Annotated in this window: 18 protein-coding genes; 11 read left to right on the forward strand and 7 right to left on the reverse strand. The window is 53.0% G+C overall.

The features are described 5' to 3' along the window. Positions 1 to 13 precede the first annotated feature (13 nt). The gene (locus PUT07_RS12800; protein WP_274468428.1) at positions 14 to 859 is read left to right on the forward strand and encodes a DegV family protein; all 846 of its coding nucleotides are present in this window, start codon (positions 14 to 16) and stop codon (positions 857 to 859) included. Positions 860 to 934: 75 nt separating this feature from the next. Here the strand turns inward: PUT07_RS12800 and PUT07_RS12805 are convergent, their stop codons facing one another. Continuing rightward, positions 935 to 3,082, reverse strand: a complete 2,148-nt coding sequence (locus PUT07_RS12805; RefSeq protein ID WP_274468429.1) for a HelD family protein — start codon at positions 3,080 to 3,082, stop codon at positions 935 to 937. Between the two features lie 180 nt (positions 3,083 to 3,262). On the opposite strand from PUT07_RS12805, the gene PUT07_RS12810 reads away from it, so the two are divergent. The 6 genes from PUT07_RS12810 (at position 3,263) to PUT07_RS12835 (ending at position 7,322) form a co-directional block, all read left to right on the forward strand. Continuing rightward, positions 3,263 to 3,742 carry a glutathione peroxidase gene (locus PUT07_RS12810; RefSeq protein ID WP_274469309.1) on the forward strand — a complete coding sequence of 160 codons (480 nt, stop codon included), beginning with the start codon at positions 3,263 to 3,265 and terminating at the stop codon, positions 3,740 to 3,742. A 255-nt stretch (positions 3,743 to 3,997) separates the two neighbouring features. Next, complete coding sequence (locus PUT07_RS12815; RefSeq protein ID WP_274468430.1) at positions 3,998 to 4,354, forward strand: hypothetical protein; 357 nt, start codon at positions 3,998 to 4,000, stop codon at positions 4,352 to 4,354. 23 nt (positions 4,355 to 4,377) lie between these two features. Beyond that, complete coding sequence (locus PUT07_RS12820) at positions 4,378 to 5,064, forward strand: PIG-L deacetylase family protein (protein ID WP_274468431.1); 687 nt, start codon at positions 4,378 to 4,380, stop codon at positions 5,062 to 5,064. Between the two features lie 30 nt (positions 5,065 to 5,094). Further along, positions 5,095 to 5,640 carry an MOSC domain-containing protein gene (locus PUT07_RS12825; protein WP_274468432.1) on the forward strand — a complete coding sequence of 182 codons (546 nt, stop codon included), beginning with the start codon at positions 5,095 to 5,097 and terminating at the stop codon, positions 5,638 to 5,640. Positions 5,641 to 5,737: 97 nt separating this feature from the next. After that, entirely contained in the window at positions 5,738 to 5,941 is a 204-nt protein-coding gene (locus PUT07_RS12830; protein WP_274468434.1) for a hypothetical protein, read from the forward strand. 148 nt (positions 5,942 to 6,089) lie between these two features. Beyond that, on the forward strand, positions 6,090 to 7,322 hold the full coding sequence (locus tag PUT07_RS12835; protein ID WP_274468435.1) for an MFS transporter: 1,233 nt from the start codon (positions 6,090 to 6,092) through the stop codon (positions 7,320 to 7,322). A 112-nt stretch (positions 7,323 to 7,434) separates the two neighbouring features. Here PUT07_RS12835 and PUT07_RS12840 read toward each other — a convergent pair whose 3' ends face one another. The 4 genes from PUT07_RS12840 to PUT07_RS12855 form a co-directional block, all read right to left on the reverse strand. Continuing rightward, positions 7,435 to 7,845: a hypothetical protein gene (locus PUT07_RS12840; RefSeq protein WP_274468437.1), complete on the reverse strand. Its 411-nt coding sequence runs from the start codon at positions 7,843 to 7,845 to the stop codon at positions 7,435 to 7,437. An 11-nt stretch (positions 7,846 to 7,856) separates the two neighbouring features. Beyond that, entirely contained in the window at positions 7,857 to 8,855 is a 999-nt protein-coding gene (locus tag PUT07_RS12845) for an eCIS core domain-containing protein (RefSeq protein WP_274468438.1), read from the reverse strand. A gap of 1,184 nt (positions 8,856 to 10,039) precedes the next feature. Next, positions 10,040 to 11,749, reverse strand: coding sequence for a vWA domain-containing protein (locus PUT07_RS12850; protein ID WP_274468441.1), 1,710 nt, complete (start codon positions 11,747 to 11,749; stop codon positions 10,040 to 10,042). 14 nt (positions 11,750 to 11,763) lie between these two features. Further along, positions 11,764 to 13,065, reverse strand: a complete 1,302-nt coding sequence (locus PUT07_RS12855; protein WP_274468442.1) for an AAA family ATPase — start codon at positions 13,063 to 13,065, stop codon at positions 11,764 to 11,766. A gap of 149 nt (positions 13,066 to 13,214) precedes the next feature. On the opposite strand from PUT07_RS12855, the gene PUT07_RS12860 reads away from it, so the two are divergent. After that, positions 13,215 to 13,712: a metallophosphoesterase family protein gene (locus PUT07_RS12860; RefSeq protein WP_274468443.1), complete on the forward strand. Its 498-nt coding sequence runs from the start codon at positions 13,215 to 13,217 to the stop codon at positions 13,710 to 13,712. Positions 13,713 to 13,743: 31 nt separating this feature from the next. Here the strand turns inward: PUT07_RS12860 and PUT07_RS12865 are convergent, their stop codons facing one another. Next, positions 13,744 to 14,019, reverse strand: a complete 276-nt coding sequence (locus tag PUT07_RS12865; protein ID WP_274468445.1) for a MoaD/ThiS family protein — start codon at positions 14,017 to 14,019, stop codon at positions 13,744 to 13,746. A gap of 1 nt (position 14,020) precedes the next feature. Then, positions 14,021 to 15,121, reverse strand: a complete 1,101-nt coding sequence (locus PUT07_RS12870) for a WD40/YVTN/BNR-like repeat-containing protein (protein ID WP_274468446.1) — start codon at positions 15,119 to 15,121, stop codon at positions 14,021 to 14,023. 155 nt (positions 15,122 to 15,276) lie between these two features. On the opposite strand from PUT07_RS12870, the gene PUT07_RS12875 reads away from it, so the two are divergent. The 3 genes from PUT07_RS12875 (at position 15,277) to PUT07_RS12885 (ending at position 19,527) form a co-directional block, all read left to right on the forward strand. Then, positions 15,277 to 16,323, forward strand: coding sequence for a YheC/YheD family protein (locus tag PUT07_RS12875; protein WP_274468448.1), 1,047 nt, complete (start codon positions 15,277 to 15,279; stop codon positions 16,321 to 16,323). Positions 16,324 to 16,538: 215 nt separating this feature from the next. Continuing rightward, positions 16,539 to 18,785, forward strand: coding sequence for a type IA DNA topoisomerase (locus tag PUT07_RS12880; protein ID WP_274468449.1), 2,247 nt, complete (start codon positions 16,539 to 16,541; stop codon positions 18,783 to 18,785). Positions 18,786 to 18,798: 13 nt separating this feature from the next. Beyond that, positions 18,799 to 19,527: a uracil-DNA glycosylase gene (locus PUT07_RS12885; protein ID WP_274468450.1), complete on the forward strand. Its 729-nt coding sequence runs from the start codon at positions 18,799 to 18,801 to the stop codon at positions 19,525 to 19,527. Positions 19,528 to 19,585 lie beyond the last annotated feature (58 nt).

Below are 19,585 nucleotides of genomic sequence, written 5' to 3' on the forward strand. Positions count from 1 at the left end.
ATGAGTGTACACCATGACGACAATCAAGATTATCACTGACAGCAGCTGCGACCTCCCCAAAATGATAGTAGACGAGCTAGGGATTTCGATCGTGCCATTGTCCGTACATTTTGGAGAGAAGTGCATGTCTCCTCACATGGACTTATGCGATTTCTACGCGAGAATGAAAACGGAAAGCGTACTGCCGAAGACTTCAAGTCCGTCACCGCAGCACTTTCTATCGAATTATTCGGATAAGGCTGGGAGAGATCAGGATATTCTTGTTATTTGTCTTTCATCCGCGATCAGCAGCACCTATCATCATGCCTTAATGGCCAAGGAACTGCTTCTGGAAGAAGGCTATCAGGGGAGCATTGAGGTAATTGATTCCAAAACAGCATCGCTTGGCTTGGGCGTTCTGGTCTATAAAGCGGCCAAATTAGCGGCGGCCGGAGCTTCCTTCGAGCAAGTGGCTTCAGCCGTACACGGTTGGATCCCCCGGACAGGCACGCTCTTCTTCCTGGACACACTGGATAACGTCATCAAAGGCGGACGCCTTGACCGGGTTCGCGGCGCCGTAGCCTCCGTGCTGAATATTAAGCTGCTCATGAAAGCTAGCGAGGAAGGCTCGATTGAAGTAACGGAGAAAATCCGCGGTACACAGCAGGCATTGAAGCGGCTGATTGCCAAAGTAGGCGAGAAGCATCACGATTACGAGCATGACGTGATTGCGGTCGCGCATAGCAACTGCGAAGAAAGAGCGCGCGAAGTGCTGCATCAGCTGCTTGAGAAGCACCCGTTCCGCAGAGTATTGTTCGCCAATATGGGAACGGTGATCGGCACGTATGCCGGCGAAGGCGGCGTGCTGATCGCTTACTAAAGAAGAAGACACCTGATCTCCGAAGGCATTGGCTGTAGCCATGCAGCTTGGGGAACCGTCAGGTGTCTTCTTTCGTTATGCGGGATATTCGGTTGTGACGATATCCGAATCGTCGGTAGCGACAAGAGGCGATAGATCGCCTGCCGCTATGAGCCACAGCTCATGCAGGGCGCGGGTGCAGCCCACATACAGCAATTTGGCATCCATCAGCGTGGCTTCGTACTGCACGGAGGTGACATCCATGAGCACAACGGCATCGAACTCCAACCCTTTGGTCAGGTACACCGGAAGCACCGAGATGCCGCCTCGGTATACACGCTGCTTGGAGGTGATGAGATTCGTCTCGATGCCTGCAGCGGCCAGTGCTTCATGAAGCTCTTCCGCTTGTTTCTCCGTTCTGGCGACGACGGCGATTGTGCTCGAGTTTCCTTGCTGCATCGTGGCGATAGCCCGGTGCAAGAGCGGCAGCCGGTCTTTCGCAGCAGTCTGCAGCACCCGGACTTTGTTGCCGCTTCGGAACACGGGCACCGCCAGCAGAGGATTCTCTACGCCTCGCTTCAGCACCAGATTGGCGAATTGGATAATTTCCATCGTGGACCGGTAGCTTCGTTCCAGCTCGAAATACCCCTGCTGCCCTTCGTCAAACAGGCTGGAAAATTCTTTCCAATCCTGGATGCCCTGGTAGGCATGAATGCCTTGCGATAAGTCGCCAAGGATCGTGAACGAGCTGTTGCGTGTGTATTGATCGAGTACGGCGACCTGGAACGGCGAGAAGTCCTGAGCTTCGTCGATGACAACATGATCGAAAATGTGCTCCGAAGGGATGCCATAGAGGCGAGCGTGTATATAGAGAAGCGGCGCGAGATCCTCAAGCTGCACTTCTTTCTTCTTGAACAGCTTCAAGGAGGAACTGACGAGCGGCTCCGGCAGTTGGCCCAGCAAATGATATGGCGTGCTGTCGGCGAACAGCGTCTTGTAGAAGCTGAAAGCCGTATGTTCAGGCCAGCCTGTTAAATACGTGCGAAGTCGTTGACCCGATTTCTTTTTCAAGTCTTTTTTTCGCGTTTGGTCCCATATCTTGTCAAGCTGCATGTCCGTCCAACGCTTGATTCGGGCTACGACCCGTTCACGGCGTTTGGCAACCGGATAATGCTTGTTCTCGACAAAGAACCAATCGCGGATCGTTGCTAGCGGCAGCTTGCTGCCTTCCCATGGAACATAATCCGCTGTCGGGATGTAGGCGGCCTCGAATTGCGTCAGGCACGAGTCCAACATCGCTTTAAAGGCAATGGAGCCTTTGAATCTTCCAGGAGCGTTATCGTCGATCGGCGGTCTTTTGCTGCCAAGAGCGAACCACGTTTGCAGTGTCAACGCCTGATCCGCCAGCTTCACTTCCTGGTCCAGCACATCCAGCGCCCAGTCGGTAAACGTGCTTTGCTGGATATTGCCCACGCCTAGTTCAGGCAGTACGCCGGAGATATAGTCGAGGAACATGGAGTTCGGGGCGAAAATGATCATCCGTTCGGCTCGGACCTGTTCACGGTATTGGTAAAGCAAATAAGCAAGGCGATGCAAGGCTACGGTTGTTTTACCGCTGCCGGCTACTCCTTGTATGATGAGGGCTGTATTTTTGGCTGCACGGATAATCCGGTCCTGTTCCGCTTGAATCGTCGAAACGATATCGCGCAGCTTGTTATCTTTGTTCTCGCCTAGCCGGTATAGCAGAAATTCATCGCCAACGGCTAAGGAATCTTCATTACGGTCGTATGTATCGACGACCCGCTGAAGAATCTGCTTTCGAACGACCAGGTTGCGCTTCAAATAAACGAGTCCTTCGATGAGGCCGTCCGGGGAGTCGTAGGACGCGGGGTCCAGACCTCCGGTGAAGGAATAGAAGAGGCTGGCTACAGGTGCACGCCAATCGATAACGAGCAGGCGGCCGGTCCGTTCGTCTTCTACGCCGGATTTCCCAATATAAAGCGGCGACGAGGCGGGGGTGCCGGATTCCTGAAAGTCAAGCCTGCCGAAATACGGTTCATCGACGGCTTTGGCCAAGTTGTGGCGGCTGTTCTCGCGGGCAACCTCCAGCGCTTGCTCTGTGAGATCCGGTCCGTAGTAGACGGGTGTAGCTCGCAGCCTTGCCAGCTGTTTGTCAATCTCGGCATTCGTTATCTCAAGCCGTTGCAGTTCTTCTTGATAGGCACTTTGAGTCTTTGTGTCCAAGATCAGTTACCTCCTAAGAGTTGATGTAGTTAGAATCGCGTATCGTATAAGCAGGTAAACAATATAACACACCTGTTAAGATATGGGAAGTGTAACCGTGTTCAGGTGTATTTGGGGTCGATGGAAAACAATGCTATAATGGACATGTACGAAATCTACTTGGAGAAGGAGCCGATCGAGATGTCCATATATGATATCGAAGTTCAGACGATTAAGGGAGAGACGCAGCCGCTTTCAGCATACAAAGGCAAGGTGTTGTTAATTGTCAATACGGCTAGCGCTTGCGGACTTACTCCTCATTACAAAGGCCTGCAAAGCTTATACGAGCAGTATCAGGACAAAGGGCTGGTTGTTTTAGGCTTCCCTTGCAATCAATTCGCCGGACAGGAGCCGGGGACGAATGAGGAAATTCAAGCTTTCTGCGAGCTGAACTATCAGGTGACATTCCCCATGTTTGCTAAAGTGGACGTGAAGGGCGAGCATGCGCATCCGTTGTTTACGTATTTGCTGAGCCATACGCCGGAGCCATACCGCACGGGTGAGATCGAATGGAATTTCGTGAAATTCCTTGTAGATGCAAGCGGTATTGTCGTGAAGCAGTACAGTGCAAGAACGGAGCCTGCAGATATTGCCGGTGATATCGAAGCTATACTTGCCTAATCCAGGAAAAAATAGTTGCAATGATGACAACCCCCCGCTATAATCAGGATAATCATGACGGTGAAGGAGACGAATCAGAATGAAATCAACAGCATGGTTCGTACAATTTCATTATTTTCATAAGCGTTAGCACATACCTGGAACGATCAGGGTGGGCTAACGCATTTCGCGTTGGCCACCCTGCGGGATAGCAAATCGCGCAGGACCATGGGTCCGGCGCGTTTTTTTATCTCGGGAGAAGGGATTGGTTAAGGTATGGGGAATGCAAATCGAGGGAACGCGAATGAAGTCGGCAGTCGTGATAACAGCTATGCATCGAGCGATGAGAGCATGAGGGTCATCCTGCTTGCGCAGGCAGCGTGCAAGCAAGCCTATCGGATGATGAGCGAACTGAAGCTGGCAGGCATTGCGGCGAGAACGGAAAGCTTGTCCGTAGAAGCCGGCAAACGGCTGGCGGATGGTCTTGGTATCCGGTTTGTCGTGGCAGTAGACGATCGGAACGGAACGAATGTGCAGCTGGCGGATCTCCATGAACACCAAGAAGGTTCCATGCCGATGGATCAAGCCATTTATGTCATTGAGAAGGTATATCCGCCTGCGGATTTTACATAAAAACAAGAACGGAGTGAAGCGGGATGGGACAACGCTATGGATTTATTTATGCGCATCCGGATGATGAAACGTTTCTCAGCGGATGTTTGATTCGGCAGTTTGCCGATCAGGGAGACCGGCCCGTCTTGCTGCTCGCCACAAGAGGCGATGCCGGAAGACAGGGGCTGGAGAGAGCCGCAGATAAAGCGGAACTGGCGAGATTGCGGGAACAAGAAATGGTTGAGGCAGCGGATGTGCTGGGCATTTCGCATATCGAACATTTGGGCTGGCCGGACGGAAGCTTGGCGGACATCGATTTCGACAGTCTCGTCGCCGGGGTTGTCGCGTTCATCCAGCGTTATGAAATAGAGAATGTGTTCAGCTTCGCCGAAGATGGCGGCAATGGCCATCCGGACCATGTCACCATATCCAAAGCGGCGACGGCGGCGGTGCTGAGCGGTCAATGCCCGAGCGTCCGCAGGCTTTATTATGCGTTATCGAACGGCTTGCGCGAGCAAGGACATGAGCCTTCAATCATTGTGGATACGGAGAAGGACTGGGCGACGAAGGCAGCCGCCCTGAAAGCTCATGCAACGCAGCATGTGGCGATCGCCAAATACTTCGGCGATTTGGACGTTTTCCCGGAAGCGCGCAGATGGGAAGCCTTCGTGCTCGGGTGGCAGGACGGCGTCATGTGGCCGGAGGCGAAGATACGCACAACATCAGAATAGCAGATGGGCTTAAGGATGGAGGAGCAAGATATGTCAATCATTGCAAAAGTGGAAGCTGTGCTCATCGCAGATGAACCGGGAACGTTCGTCACCCGGGAAATCGACGGCGTGGAGCTTCAATTCGGCGGTATCGAAGGCGACAGGCATTTCGGCCTATTCGCCAAGGCGAATGTGAGACAGCCTATGTACAAACGGGGAACTGAAATTATGAACCGGCGGCAGCTCAGCATCGTTTCCGTCGAGGAACTTCAAGGCATCGCGCAGCGGTTAGGGGTAGAAACGATTCGCCCTGAATGGCTGGGAGCCAATCTGCTGATTAGCGGCGCTCCGGAATTGACCAAGCTGCCGATGGGTATCCGGATGATGCTCCCAAGCGGCGGCGGTCTGGTCTGCGAAGGAGAGAATGAGCCTTGTACCGGACCGGGCAAAATGATCGCCGATCATTACGGAGACAGAAGTTTAACTCAGCGATTCGTTAAGGCGGCCTGGAAGAGCAGGGGGATTGTAGCCTATGTGGAGCGTCCCGGCGAACTGAAAAAGGGCGATCTTGTCGAAATTCATAATTCATTCTTATGACTTTCGGCCTGCTACCCCCGCATAATGACGAATGAGATCGAATCTTATGGTGTAAGCAATAACGTACAAGATTCGGTCACTGGAGGGTAACCCGGCAATGTCGCTTCGTAACTGTGAAACATGCGGAATCGTATTCGTATCCCAATATGAGAAACTGTGCATAACATGCTCTCAGCAGTTTTTGGCCGAGTCGCATAAAGTGAAAGACTTTGTTCGCCATCATCCGCGAGCGACCTTGATTGAGGTATATCATCAGACGGGCGTACCGCTGAAGACGATCAAACATTTGATGCAAGCATAAGCGAACTGTTGTGGATATAAGAATAAGATATTGGAGGGCGGCTGCAAAGGCAGCTGCTTTTTCGTTTTTTTGCGAGGGAAAGAATAGTCGACTGCGAACGTATGTGCTATAATGGATGAATGCTGAGTAAAAAGACTGGAGATGAAAGATGAATCCTTCATTGCTTCGAAACCGAACTTTTGTGTACATGATGATAGGCGAAGCTATCCAAGGCGCAGGGCTATGGACCAGTATTATCGCCAACTTGCAATTTATGCAAAGCCATGTTCCTTCTGATCTAGGCAAAAGCTTGATCTTAATGTGCGGATTATTTTTAGGCGTGCTCATTTCGCCGCAAGCCGGCGTTTGGGCCGACCGCTATGATAAGAAGAAAATATTGCTGCTGTCAGGCTTATTCCGCTGTCTGGCACCGCTGACCATGTTCGCTGCGCTGCATTATGAATCCGTTGCGATCATGCTGCTGTCCGTCGTCATCATGCAGCTGGCGGCTACCGTGTATATGCCTACCGTGCAAGCGGCATTGCCTTCTGTCGTGGCTGCTTCCGAGCTGCTGAAAGCTAACAGCGTGAATTTTAACGTCATGACTTTAGCGCGAATCGGAGGTACGGCTGTGGCGGGAATTCTCGTTTCCGTTATGAATCTGTACACCGTATATGCGTTATCGCTCGTTTTCTACATGATTCTTGTCGTGTTGATCACACAGTTGAAGATTCCGTCTGCAGCAACGGCAAGCTCCGGAAATGTCCGCAATAAGGAGAAAATTCGCTTCACAGAACTGTTCCCGCTCATTCGCCAGGAGCCGTCCATTCTCATTGCGCTTCTGAATAGCGGGGTTATTACGTTATTTCTCGGCGGTTTTAATTTGCTCGTGCTGAAGTTCAGCGAGATTCAAAACAAGCCTGAACTGATGGGCTGGATTTATTCGCTTGAAGGCACCAGCATTCTGGTTGCCGGCTTATTCGCCAAACGATTGATCGGCAAGCGGAACCTGGTCACTAGTTCTACGTTATTCATGGTATTATTTGCCATCGCATTCGCCGGCATGTCCTTCAGTGAGAGCAGCTATGCCGTTCTTGGGTCATTCGTCATCTTTGGCTGCGCTGTCGCTTTTTTCTTTCCTATGATTTCTACACTCTTTCAAATTAAAGTGCCCGGCGATGTGCAGGGACGCTTCTTCTCGTTCCGCGGGATGCTGGACCGCGTGATGTTTCAAGTTGCGTTGCTGGCAACCGGCGCATGTCTGGATTGGCTGGGTATCTCGCCCTACCTCGTGTCGTTGGCGGTCTTGACGCTGCTAAGCGGTTTCCTGACGCTCCTGATCGCGAAGCGGAAGGCTGTCGATGTCAGGCAGCCAAGATCTGGAGAAGCGCTGGAAGGGTAGCGGGTAGGACGTAAAGAGGCTCTTTTTCAATTGAAAAAGAGCCTTTGGTTATTTGTACATATGTACGGGTGACGTCAATCGAGAGATTGCAGAATGGGACCAAGACGTCTTTTTATTCCTCGATATCCCAGGTGTCGCCGATGCGGCTAATTTTGTAGCACGATCCTTCGAAGGAGATGCAAACTTCCAGATTCAGCTGAGGCCATGTCAACAGCCAGCTTTCTTCGTTGTTTTCATACTGGATAGGCAGCGCTTCGTTCAGTTCGCGTATGAAAGTGAATACATGCGTATCATCACCTGCATCACGCGTGAAATCAATCCATACCCCGGTGATTTCTCCGGCGTTTACTTTCGATAGCAGCTCCATGAGCCAAGTGGGGATAGCTTCGTTATCTTCAAGCTCGTTATTGACGATCAGCTCTTCGAAAGATAGATTTTGCTTCGTGGAAGGGGGGTTGCCCGTTAATTTGGCTCCCAACTCTCGTAGAAGAAGGAACAGTCGATTATTGTCCAAAGCGTGCATGCGGCTTCCTCCTAACTAACTGGAAACATCGTATTGACTTTCAATTTGCCGCCGGACGGTTGAATGTCCAGCTGTACCTTGTCGCATTCCACTTCGGTACCGTCACGAAGGTAGCCGACCCCTGCGCCTGCTACGTCTATGACGCTGCCCATGCCCACCAGATTTTTCTTCGGCGCATTTTTGGATACCAGTGCGGAATAGGCTGTTTGAAACGCTTCTTTGTGCTTGTCGTCCGAAACGAATTTCGATGCGGCTTTGCCAGGCGGCACCTTACTGACGCGGCCGGATGGCGCAGTTCCGCTTTTTAACCGTTCTCTCTGCTGTTCCTCTGTCGTATGCGCCCCGTGGTCCGCGTAAGAGTGTCCGCCGCCGACATCGTAGGTACTTGGATTATCGGGATCCAATCCGTCGAAAAGCGTCGCATCCACTTTCTGAATCGTTCCCGCAGATGAGCCCGAGTCCGTCTCGCCAGTCTGGAGGGCAGCCTTCATTTGCAAGCTTGCTCCGCCTAGATCGGCTGCTTTGGCTCCCATTTCGTCCGCTTCCGATTCCAATCCTTGATCGTCATTCAAAGAGCCAAGCGCCGTCTCCCCGGTTGGGCGTACTCTTCCTTGCTGCTGCTGCACGACGTGCCAGGCCTCATGCGGCAGATGTTCCTCCTGTCCCGGACCTACATGGATGTTATTGCCTTGTGCATACGCCAGCGCCTGCACTTGGGCAGGCTTGTCCGAGTTATAGTGCACTTTCACGGCGTCCATCGACATCCCGGAAAGACTCTCAACGCCGGTCTTCAAATGATCCGGCATGCCGGTGTTATTTGCTTTGCGCTGAACCGGCGCGGACTGGGATTGAAACATCTGGGCGACCGCACGGTTGCCTATCGTTCTTTGGAGCTGAGCGATGCCGTTCGGAGAGAACGAGGAGATGCGATCGGATGTGCTGCCTGCCGGTGCTTGCTTGTGCGAACGTTCTGATGAAGAGCTTTTGTTCACATAGGTATGTAAACCCATGGTTACGGGTTCACCGCCCTTAACTGTTGGATGATTATCAATTCTAGTTATTTCCTATAATACCTTTTTAATTGCGGGAAAAACAACCGTGAACTTTGAGGGTTGGTGAGTGGTAGTGGTCCGCGTGAGCTGGGGATGAGCATGGCTAAGCGGGCGGTTCGTGCGGGCAGGAGTTGAGCATGGCTCGGCGGGAGACCGTGCTGGCCGGAGCAGCACTGGCTAAGCGGGAGCGGTCTGTGCTGGCCGTTGCCGAGCATGGCTTAGAAGGAGCGTAACTGGAATTTCTCCTGTTAATTTCGCGATAACTAGCCTCATCCGGCGTCATAACTGGAAAATATCCTGCTAATCATGGAGGAATGGTCGCCATTCGGTCATTTATCGCAGATTTAACGGGATGTATTCCAGTTATCCAATAGAGCAAGCTACTTGGTTAGCGGAATAACAGGAGTTTTTCCATTTATCGGTTGGTTGCCTGCGCGGCGATTCGGAATTCTAGCAAGTCCGGCCGCCGAATGGGGGGCATGTAGGCAGTGTTTTGTTATGCGAGAGACTGCAGATTGGATATCGCGAAGCAACAGTAGAAACGAAGCCACTTCTACCAAATGTATATCCTCCGACAACAAGAAAAAGTTTCACGTTGCGTATGGGAGCGAGGGAAGAGCGGCTTGGCAGGTGCGTAACTGGAATTTCTCCTATTAATTTAGCCATATTGGGCCTCATCCGGCGTCATAACTGGAAAATCTCCCGCTAATTGCAGCGAAATGGCCGCCATTTGGTCATTTATCGTAGATTTAACGGGATGTATTCCAGTTATCCAATAGAGCAAGCTACTTGGTTAGCGGAATAACAGGAGTTTTTCCATTTATCGGTTGGTTGCCTGCGCGGCGATTCGGAATTCTAGCAAGTCCGGCCGCCGAATGGGGGGCTGACCGCCAAATGAGCTCCGGCCACGGAATGGGGGGTGACCGCCCAATAGGGCTCCAGTCGCCGAATGGGGGTCCGACCGCCATTAGGTGACCTGGCTGCCAGTAGTCTTGCCGCTCTAGGAGCTCCGGCTGCTCTTAGAGACCCTGCTGCCAAATGGCCTCCGGCCGCCGAAAAAGCCCCAGCCACGAACAGGGACCACCACCAAAAGGTGCTGGTCCCTCTTTCCGTGCTGCATAAGAGGCGAAGCTGCAGCATTATTAATGCTTTGCAAACACATTCAGCAGCAGCTCGTCCTTGACGGGATCTTGCATATCCCATGCGGTGGCGAAGCGCACCTGATGCGAGACGCCGAGTATCTCGTATTTCTGGACGAGATGCTGCCTCGCGGAGCCGATGATGAGGGAATGAAGCCGCAGCTGCTTCTTCTGGCCAAGCGCGGCGAGCTTGCCAAGCGTCGCTTTGGAGATCTGACCGACGCCATCCGTGACCATCACGAAGTCGGCATCGTGAAACTGCGGCTGGTGCTGGACGATGTCCATCCCCCGGCCCAGCGGCGCGTCGAAGTTCGTACCGCCGCCGAAGGCAAGCTGGGCGAGCCCGTAGAACCGGTCCCAGTCCGGACGCTTGTAGGACAGCACGTGTTCGACCAGCTCGCCTTTGGCTCCGAACAGGAGCAGGACGAAATCCCGGCGTTCCAGGAGGGAGAAGGAGGCGAACGTTGCGGTGAACAATTGCGCCAGCCGCAGCTTGCTGCCGCGCATGGAGTGGGACGTGTCGAGCATGCAGATGACGGGACCCTTCTGAGGCTCCGGGGTGGAGCCGGTGTAGTTGTATGTCATGAGCTTGTTTTCCATCCATTTGACGAGGAAATACGGCTCGAAATCTTCATCGGCCAGCAAGCTGGCTTCGCTCGGGAGCAAATGCGCGATGTCGCCGGAGTGGCGCAGATCGTCGTAGGCTTCGGGCACGTAGGGCGTGCGCAGCTTTTTGCGCGCCACCCGCAGGTGGTGGACATTTCGGCCCACTTCCTGCAGGAAGGCGACCAGATCTTTGCTGCGCTTCAGCTTCTCGATCCATTGCACGTAATGCTCGAACGTCTGCCGCCGCAGCTTCCCCAGCTCACTGCCCCAGCGCCGGTTCGCAAGACGCTGGCTCGCCTGCACGAGCTCGTGCACGTTGAAGCTGTCCGCCTCTTCGAGGGACAGCGTCTCCTTCAAGGAGCGGCCCAGCCAGTCGCCAAGCTCGTCCTCCAGCTCCTTCATCGCGGCGAGATCCCTCGCGCTCATGCGGTCCAGCTGCCGCTGCCGGCGATTGAGCTCGTCCTCCGCCTTGCGGAGCTTCGCCTTCAGCTTGTCGCGCTTCATAAACTCCGTGCGCATCTCGCTCTGAAGTTCGGAGATCCGCTGCTTCAGCGAACGGATCTCTTCGGCGACGAGCGGACGCGAATCGGCAGCCTCCTGCTTGTCCTCGACAGTCCGCTTGCCCTGCTGCAGCGTATAGCCGACGAGCCGCAGCTTCTCGATCTGCTTGTCGGTGAGCCGCTCGCTGACGCTTTGCTCCTCCTGTCCGCTCATCTGCTGTTTTCTCTCCAAGCCGATGCCCATCTGCTGCTGTTCCTTCTGCCTTTTCTTCACTTCTTTCTCGTACGATTCCGTCAGCCACATCAGTGCTTTCAGGGCCGTCTTGAACGAGGCGTTCACCTGGCCGATCGTTCGAGGGTGAATGGAGACGTAGAAGTACTGCCTGGTCAATGTTAGTACCATCCAGCGGTGGAAGGGCGTTTCGGGAGCCGTCCCGTCGATCTCCGGCTTCGGCAAATAGAAGCACATGAAGAAATCGGCGAACAGCTCAAGTGTAAACCAAGGGGCTTGCCGCACCGCTTCGCGCATCCATTCCTGTGCGACGCGTGAAGAATGGACATAGCCCTCAAACACATACCGGTCGACCCGGGTGCAGCGAATGATCATAGCTGAAGTACCTCTTAGAGAGTATAGTCGTACGCGATTCCCGGAATTTCACGGTCGAACAAGGTGCGGTACAGTCCTTGAACGGATTGCAGGATACGCTCTCCTTGGATTCGCAGATGAGTGAATTTGACGGCATACTGTTCGGAATGCTGCAGAAAGATCGATTGCGAGGCAATCCATTCCGGCAATTTCTTCTCCTTTTCCTGCCAGGAGATCAATCTGCCGCGCAAGCTGCGGGCGGTGTCCTCCAGCTCGGAACGGCAATCCTCCAGGCTTTGCTTCAGCCGCTCTGCCGCATCTTTGTGAAGTGCGCCGCCAATCTCTTTTTTGAATTGAAAAGCGTGGAGCTCGTCCTCTTTATCCAGCCACTTTTTCACCGTTAAATTGTACATCTGCAGAGGCAGCTCTTGCTCCATTTCGCGTTTGAGCATGTCTTGGAACAGCGTATCAAAAATCGTTCTCACCTCTGTCAAATCCTCAGGGAAATCCCACAGCATATGAGGGGTGACGACGGTGTCCCAAACGTTGACACTGCTGCGGCCGTGAATGGCTGCAGAGATTTTCCATACATGTCCGATTTTATGCCAGCGTCTGTCGGACAGCACATAGTCCTTCTCCTGCAATGCCGTTTTCAGCTGAAACAACATGTAGACCAGAGCGTCCGGCAGCTGGACGTCCGCCGCCTGATTGTTTAACTGGCGAATATGCTCCGTCGACAATATGGCGGGCACAGGCGTATTCGGCGCTTGAAACATCAGCTCGAAGCTGGCAATTTGCTTCACATACTCAACTTCGAACCGGAATAAAAAACGGTCGTACAACGCGGCAAGCTGCTCGTTATCCTCAGGCAGCTCGTTGGAGGCCGCCATCAAAAACAGCAGCGGAGAGGGCTGTTTTTGCCGTCCGTTGAAGAACACGCGCTCATTCAGAATCGATAGGAGCGAGTTCAGAATAGCGCTATTCGCCTTGAAAATTTCATCCAGGAAAGCGAAGCGGGCGCTGGGTAAGTAACCCTCCGTCAATCGGCTGTATTCGTCTTGCTTTAATTTCTGAAGAGAAACAGGGCCGAACAGTTCATCCGGCGTTGTGAACCGGGTCAATAAATAATCGTAATACGGCTCATTGCCGAATAGATCCGCTGCCGCGCGGGCCAGCTGTGATTTCGCCGAGCCGGGAGGTCCCACCAAGAGGACATGTTCGCCGCTCATGATGGCGAGGAGCAGAACGCGGATAAGTTCTTCCCGTTCCATGAACCTTTTCTCGAGATGCCCCATAGCTTCTCGCAGTTTGTTCTGTATGACGATGGGATCTTTCATGGTTGTTGGTCCCCCTTGGCATTAACTTCAGCCCTTATTGTATCAAACTGAGCTGCAAACATCGAATTTGCGGATCGGTTGTTTGCATCGTTTGCACTCGCAAACGGTTCATGAGAAAATCGAAAGATACAGAGAAAGGAGCAATGCTTATGCGAATTGGTATTATCGCCGATACACACTTGTCGGCGCGGGCGCAGAAGCTGCCGGATGCGCTTCTTGCAGGCCTGCAAGGCGTCGAGCTGATTCTTCATGCGGGAGACTGGGTGAGCGAACATGTCGTCGACTTGGTCGAGGAGATCGCGCCGTGCGAGGCCGTCGCCGGCAATAATGACGGTCCGGAAATCGTCGAGCGGTTCGGCAGGAAGAAGATTGTGACGGCCGGCGGATACCGCATCGGGCTCATTCATGGCGACGGCTTCCGCAAGACGACAGAGGAAAGAGCCCGTGAAGCGTTCCGGGAAGAATTGCCGGATATCGTCATCTTCGGGCATTCGCATATTCCTTATCAGCAGAGCGTGGAAGGGATGCTGATGTTTAATCCGGGTTCGCCTACGGACAAGCGCCGCCAGCCCCGTTATTCCTACGGCATCATTGAGTTGGGTGCCACGATTCAGGCCGTGCATCATTACTATGACAGCAAAGTATAGAGCAGGACCATGAAGCTTCTTGATGCCGCGGCTAACCGCCCGAAACCGCTTGGAAAACCGTCAGTTTGTCCCCAGGCTGCAGCTGGATGTCGAAGTCGTTCAGCCATGCGATATTCGTGTCATTATAGTAGAGCAGGACATGCTTGCGGACTTGGCCGGACTCGCTCCAAAGATGTACGCGCAACTGCGGGTAGCTTGCTGTCAATTGATCCAGCGCCTCCTGCAGCGTTCGCGCCTCCAATTCAAAGTTCACGCGCCCTCCCGTGCAGTCGCGCAGCAGGGAAGGGATGCTGACGGCTATGACCATGCTAGTCCTCCGTAATAAACGGCTTCACCGTCAAGATTCGGGAGAATTGTCCGGGCAAACGCTCCCAGCTTTCGCCGCGGTTCAGCGAACAGTATACTTCGCCCGACGTGGTCCCGAAGTAAAGCCCGTACGGGTCCAAGCCGTCCACGCACATCGCATCGCGCAGTACGCTGACGTGGCGCTCTTCTTCCGGCAGCACGTCGCCGATGGGCTGCCAGGCGGATTCGCCAGGTGCCATGCGGTATACGATCAGCTTGCCATCCCGCATGGAGCGCTGTTCACTGCTTTCGAGCGGAATCAGGAACAGATCGCCGGTTGCCGAAACCGCGATGGGGAAGCCGAAAGGCATATCGCCTTCACGCAGCGTTAGGCCCGCTTCAATCGGAATCCATGTATCTCCGCCATCAACCGATTTAAAAACGCCGCTATGCTCTTGCATATACAAAATATCCGGGTTACTCGGGTCGAGCACCATCTTGTGCACGCAGAAGCCGACACGTTCATCGGGCTGACCGGTCGGAACGCGATTCAAGCCGTTATTACTAGGCTTCCAGCTTAGTCCGCCATCCAACGTTCGGAACACGCCGACAGCGGAAATCCCGACCCACATCCGCTTCGCATCGCGAGGGTCGATGAGAATCGTGTGCAAGCACATGCCGCCTGCGCCGGGAAACCAGTCCGGCCGAGTAGGGTGCTTGGTCAGCGCATCGAGCTCCTGCCAAGACTGTCCGCTATCGCGGCTGACGAAAATGCCCGCTTCCTCGGTCCCTGCGAAGAGCGTCTCAGGTTCTGAGGCATGGCCCGGCACGAGCTGCCAAATGCGATTTAATGAGAAACCGCTTTCAGGAGAATAGGCAGGACCTTCCGCGATTTGTGTCCATGTCTCGCCGTCGTTATCCGACATTCGAATCGTTGCGCCGTAAGCGGCATGTGAGGTTCCCGCATATAGCTTATTGCCGTTTCTTGAATCGCCCAGTACGCTGTAGGCCTCCCAGCCCGGCAGAAATGGGCCTCGCAGAGACCAGTTCCGTCTTTCTATCGTAGAGGAATAAATAAAAACGCCTTTATTGGTACCAATCAGCAGCTGTACACGCTTAGCCATATACACCCTCCTCATTTTTCCTACTCCTATCCAATTCGACGAATGTAAAATAATTCCTGCCCGACTTTCATTACACCTTAGGTATTTACCGTGTTTGGGGACGTTATAGGGACATACACTGGCATAGTTATTATTTCCGGATGGTGGTGGTAGACGTGCCAAGGACGGTGGGGGTCTTACTGGACCTGAAAACTTATAAAGGCATTCCGCGAGGGAGAACAGGCAATGAACGTTTGGCGCTTTATGACAAGGCAGGCAGAATGCTCGGATTGAAGCCATTCTATATGTGTTTGCACTATGTGAATGGTAAATGGGCCCTCGGTTATTCCTACAAACGTAAAAAATATAAACTCATTCGCCGGGCCATCCCCAAAGTGACGCATAACCGTGCAATCACGCTAACTCCTTATCTGAAAAGGAAATTAAAGCTGCTCTCCCGCTCAAGCAACGTGTTTAACCGGCAGAACCGCTACGATAAACATCTCATTCACAAGCTGGTTTTAGGCCATGCTTCCCTTAGCAAATATTTACCCGAATCGGTGAAATATTCGCGAAGACGCTTGGAGAATGCCATGACCAAACATGCATCGCTTTTTATCAAGCCGACGAATAGCAGTGTCGGCAATGGCATTATCAAGATTTCAAGGCATGCGAGCGGAGCTTGGAAAATGTACGGCATATTCCGGAAGCCCAAGCTTGTTTCCTGCAAGCAGGCAGTTGCCTATATCGGCAATGCCGTTCGGAAGAAGACATACATGATTCAAGAAGCGATCCCGTTGGCCACCTACCGAGGCAGGCCGTATGATTTACGGGTTTCCGTACAACGCGGTGAACATGGACAATGGCAAATTACGGGGATCGTCGGCAAAGTCGCCGCTTCGGGCCGTCATGTGACCAATGTAGCCAAAGGCGGCTCGGTGAAACGGAGCGAGGAGCTATTCAAGGCTAGCGGCTTGAATCCTGAACAGGTGAAGCATGAACTGCATCAGGCAACGCTGGCGATTGCTAAGCATCTCAGCAATCATTTGCCGCACTTGGCTGATCTGGGTCTTGACGTTGGCGTCGACCAGAACGGGAACGTCAAGCTGATCGAGGTGAACGGGAGAGATCAACGGTATTCGTTCAAGAAGGCGAACATGCGCAGAACGTTTTATCAAACCTATGAAACGCCGCTGCGATATGCGAAATACCTGATGAAATGATCGTACCTGTAACCCTCCAAGAACCATTTATGGAGGGTTACAGGTATTGAATATAGGGAATAAAGGATTTCTTCATCGAGTTAGAGAGGTTATATTAGCAGAACAGAAGAATTCATAAATTCGACCTTTGTCGTATTGCAGCCATGTATAAAGTGGGATACACTGAGTCGATAGAGTGAACCAAGCAAGTAGCATGATTAAGGAGAGATTCTCTTTTGAAGACATTAATTATTGCGGAAAAACCGGACATGGGGCGAAATATAGCCGCCGCAATAGAGCCTAAAGCCAAAAACATGAGGTCCTACCTGGAGGGTGAACAGTATATTATAACCTGGGCCATCGGGCATCTAATTGAGTTGGCAGAACCTGATCAATACGATGAGAAATATAAGAAATGGAACATCAGCCATCTCCCGATTATTCCCGACGAATTCAAGCTGATTCCGAATCCGCGGACTTACGACCAGCTGAAAGTGATTGATGAACTAGCCAAGCGGTGCAGCTTGCTCGTCAATGCTTGCGATGCCGGGCGCGAGGGACAGCATATTTTCTCGCTGATTCAGCGGCATCTGGGACTTCGGCATCCCGTGAAGCGATTGTGGATCTCCGATCTGACGTCGGAGACGATCCGGCACGGCTTCGCAACGTTGAAGGACGGATCGGAGTATGAGAATTTAACCCGCGCCGCGCGTTCCCGCAGCGAAGCCGATTGGCTGATCGGCATGAACGGGTCGCGCGCTTTTACGACGAAGCATAACGTGCTGCTGTCCGTTGGCCGCGTACAGACACCGGTGCTGGCGCTTATCTACGACCGGCAGAAACAGATTGAAGCTTTCTCTTCGCTCAAATTTTACGAGTTGGAGGGCTATTTCTCGCAGGGGGATACGACGTATCGCGGCATGTGGCAAGGGGAGCGGCTGACGGAGAAGGACAAAGTCGATGCATTGGCCCTCAAGGTGAAAGGGAAGCCGGCACGCATTATTTCTTACGAAGTGAAGGAAACGAAGGAGTACCCGTTCAAACTGTACGATTTGACGCTGCTCCAGCGCGAGGCGAACGGCAAATATGCCTTCTCGGCGAAGAAGACGCTTGATACGGCTCAAGCGCTTTATGAGAAGCATAAGGTCATTTCATATCCAAGAACGAACTCGAACTATGTTACAGAACAGAATATACCGGAAATGCATAAAGCTCTATCCGCATTGCAGGGAACGGCCTACCATGACCTCGTGCAGGGAGCTAACCGTAATCTGGTGCACAAAAATAACAAAAGCATCTGCAATCCTGCAAAGGTCGAAGATCACCATGCGATTCTGCCGACGAATAAGAAAGCTTCAGGGCTGAGTCCGGACGAGCAGAAGCTGTATGATCTAATCGTCAGACGGTTCCTGTCGCAGTTCTACCCGCCGGCTGAATATAAGGTACATACGGTGATGACCGAGGTTGAGCAGGAAATGTTCAAGACAACGGTCAAAGAGCTGCTCCATCTCGGGTGGAAAGTGATTTACGCCGATCAGAAGAAAGAGAAGCCGAAATCGAAGGGGAAAGAGAAAGAAGAGGAAGAAGACGAAGAGGTCGAGGTCAGCGAGCCGTTCTCCGTTGATCCGCAGGGAGAGGTGCTCTGCCACGATGCGGTGGTGAAAGAAAAGGATACGCAGCCGCCCAAACATTTCAATGAAGGAACTCTGCTCAAAGCAATGGAAAGTGCGGGCAAGCAGATTGAGGACGAGGAGCTGCGCGATGCGATGAAGGACTCCGGTCTCGGCACGCCGGCTACACGGGCAGCGACGATCGAACGGCTGAAGAAAGTCGGCTACATCGAGATGCAGGGCAAGAAGATCGTCCTTACGCAGAAGGGCAGAATGGCGGTCGAGCTCATTCGCGGTGCAGGGATCGAGCTGCTTACTTCGCCGGAAATGACGGGCCAATGGGAGCGCCGACTGAACGAAATCTCCCGCGGCACCGCATCGGACGAGCAGTTCATGCATAACGTGAAGCGGTTCGCAACGCTTATCGTCGATAAGGTCCGCGTTCAGCCGAGAGCGGCCAAAACAGCCTTTGAAGGCGAAACGCCATCAGCCGGAACGGGCAAACGAACGCGCTCGAGCTCGGCCTCGACTTCGGGCGGGACCCGAACGAAAACGGCGGCGAAGCCGGCGCCTTCGGCGAAGCCGGCGGATGGAGCCGGCGCATTCCTTGCAGCATGCCCAAGACCGGGCTGCGGCGGTTCGCTGTTTATGGGACGCAAAGGATATGGCTGCTCGCATTACAAAGAAGGCTGCAAATTCGTCATATGGAAAGAAAGTTTCGGGCGAAATTTAACCGATGCGCAAGTGCAGGCGCTGGTGAATAAAGGGAAAACGGCGAAGCTGAAGCTGGTTCTAACTGACGGGACCGCTGCAGACGGGCGTATCGTTCTAAGAAATGTGGATACGGGAGAACTCGGCACAGAAATCGAGTAAAGGAGGACGCTGCGTGCTCGAATTAAACAATGATTGGGGAAACCTGCTGGCCGCCGAATGGGAGGAGCCATATTACAAATCGTTATGTGAATTTCTTGAAGACGAATACCGTACCCAGACGGTCTATCCTCAGCGGGAAGAGGTTTTCAATGCACTGCGATTGACTTCCTATGCCGCAACGAAAGTCGTTATCCTGGGCCAGGACCCCTACCACGGGAAGGGACAAGCTCATGGCCTCAGCTTTTCGGTACAACCAGGCGTGGCGACGCCGCCTTCCTTGCACAATATGTACAAGGAACTGCAGACCGACCTCGGCTGCCGCATACCTGATAACGGTTATTTGGTCAAATGGGCGGAACAGGGTGTGCTGCTGTTGAACACGGTACTGACGGTACGGGAAGATACGCCGAACTCCCACAAAGGAAAAGGCTGGGAGCGATTCACGGACCGTGTCATTCGCATACTGAATGAACGGGAGGAGCCCGTTATTTTTGTACTGTGGGGGAGCCATGCGCAGGCTAAGCTGAAATGGATTGATGAAGGGCGTCATTACGTGATTAAATCCGTTCATCCCAGCCCTTTGTCCGCGTATAGAGGCTTCTTTGGCAGCAAGCCATTCTCCCAGGTGAACGCGCTGCTCGACCAACTGGGAAGTCCGGGAATCGATTGGCAAATCCCGAATTTGTCGCATACGGAGCTCGAACAAGAGGATTCAGACAGGCAGCACGTCAAATTCGGATGAAAAAACAATTGGCATTACCATCTTGAGCATGGATAATGAAGAGGGACAATGTTTTCAT

This window comes from Paenibacillus sp. MAHUQ-63, assembly GCF_028765165.1.
Classification (GTDB): domain Bacteria; phylum Bacillota; class Bacilli; order Paenibacillales; family NBRC-103111; genus Paenibacillus_E.

Excerpts from the sequence above, each read along its gene's own strand:
- PUT07_RS12855 (WP_274468442.1), bottom strand. The coding sequence starts at position 13,065 with ATGAAAGATCCCATCGTCATACAGAACAAACTGCGAGAAGCTATGGGG.
- PUT07_RS12810 (WP_274469309.1), top strand. The coding sequence starts at position 3,263 with ATGTCCATATATGATATCGAAGTTCAGACGATTAAGGGAGAGACGCAG.
- PUT07_RS12825 (WP_274468432.1), top strand. The coding sequence starts at position 5,095 with ATGTCAATCATTGCAAAAGTGGAAGCTGTGCTCATCGCAGATGAACCG.
- PUT07_RS12830 (WP_274468434.1), top strand. The coding sequence starts at position 5,738 with ATGTCGCTTCGTAACTGTGAAACATGCGGAATCGTATTCGTATCCCAA.
- PUT07_RS12870 (WP_274468446.1), bottom strand. The coding sequence starts at position 15,121 with ATGGCTAAGCGTGTACAGCTGCTGATTGGTACCAATAAAGGCGTTTTT.
- PUT07_RS12860 (WP_274468443.1), top strand. The coding sequence starts at position 13,215 with ATGCGAATTGGTATTATCGCCGATACACACTTGTCGGCGCGGGCGCAG.
- PUT07_RS12835 (WP_274468435.1), top strand. The coding sequence starts at position 6,090 with ATGAATCCTTCATTGCTTCGAAACCGAACTTTTGTGTACATGATGATA.
- PUT07_RS12865 (WP_274468445.1), bottom strand. The coding sequence starts at position 14,019 with ATGGTCATAGCCGTCAGCATCCCTTCCCTGCTGCGCGACTGCACGGGA.
- PUT07_RS12815 (WP_274468430.1), top strand. The coding sequence starts at position 3,998 with ATGGGGAATGCAAATCGAGGGAACGCGAATGAAGTCGGCAGTCGTGAT.
- PUT07_RS12845 (WP_274468438.1), bottom strand. The coding sequence starts at position 8,855 with ATGGGTTTACATACCTATGTGAACAAAAGCTCTTCATCAGAACGTTCG.
- PUT07_RS12820 (WP_274468431.1), top strand. The coding sequence starts at position 4,378 with ATGGGACAACGCTATGGATTTATTTATGCGCATCCGGATGATGAAACG.
- PUT07_RS12850 (WP_274468441.1), bottom strand. The coding sequence starts at position 11,749 with ATGATCATTCGCTGCACCCGGGTCGACCGGTATGTGTTTGAGGGCTAT.
- PUT07_RS12840 (WP_274468437.1), bottom strand. The coding sequence starts at position 7,845 with ATGCACGCTTTGGACAATAATCGACTGTTCCTTCTTCTACGAGAGTTG.
- PUT07_RS12800 (WP_274468428.1), top strand. The coding sequence starts at position 14 with ATGACGACAATCAAGATTATCACTGACAGCAGCTGCGACCTCCCCAAA.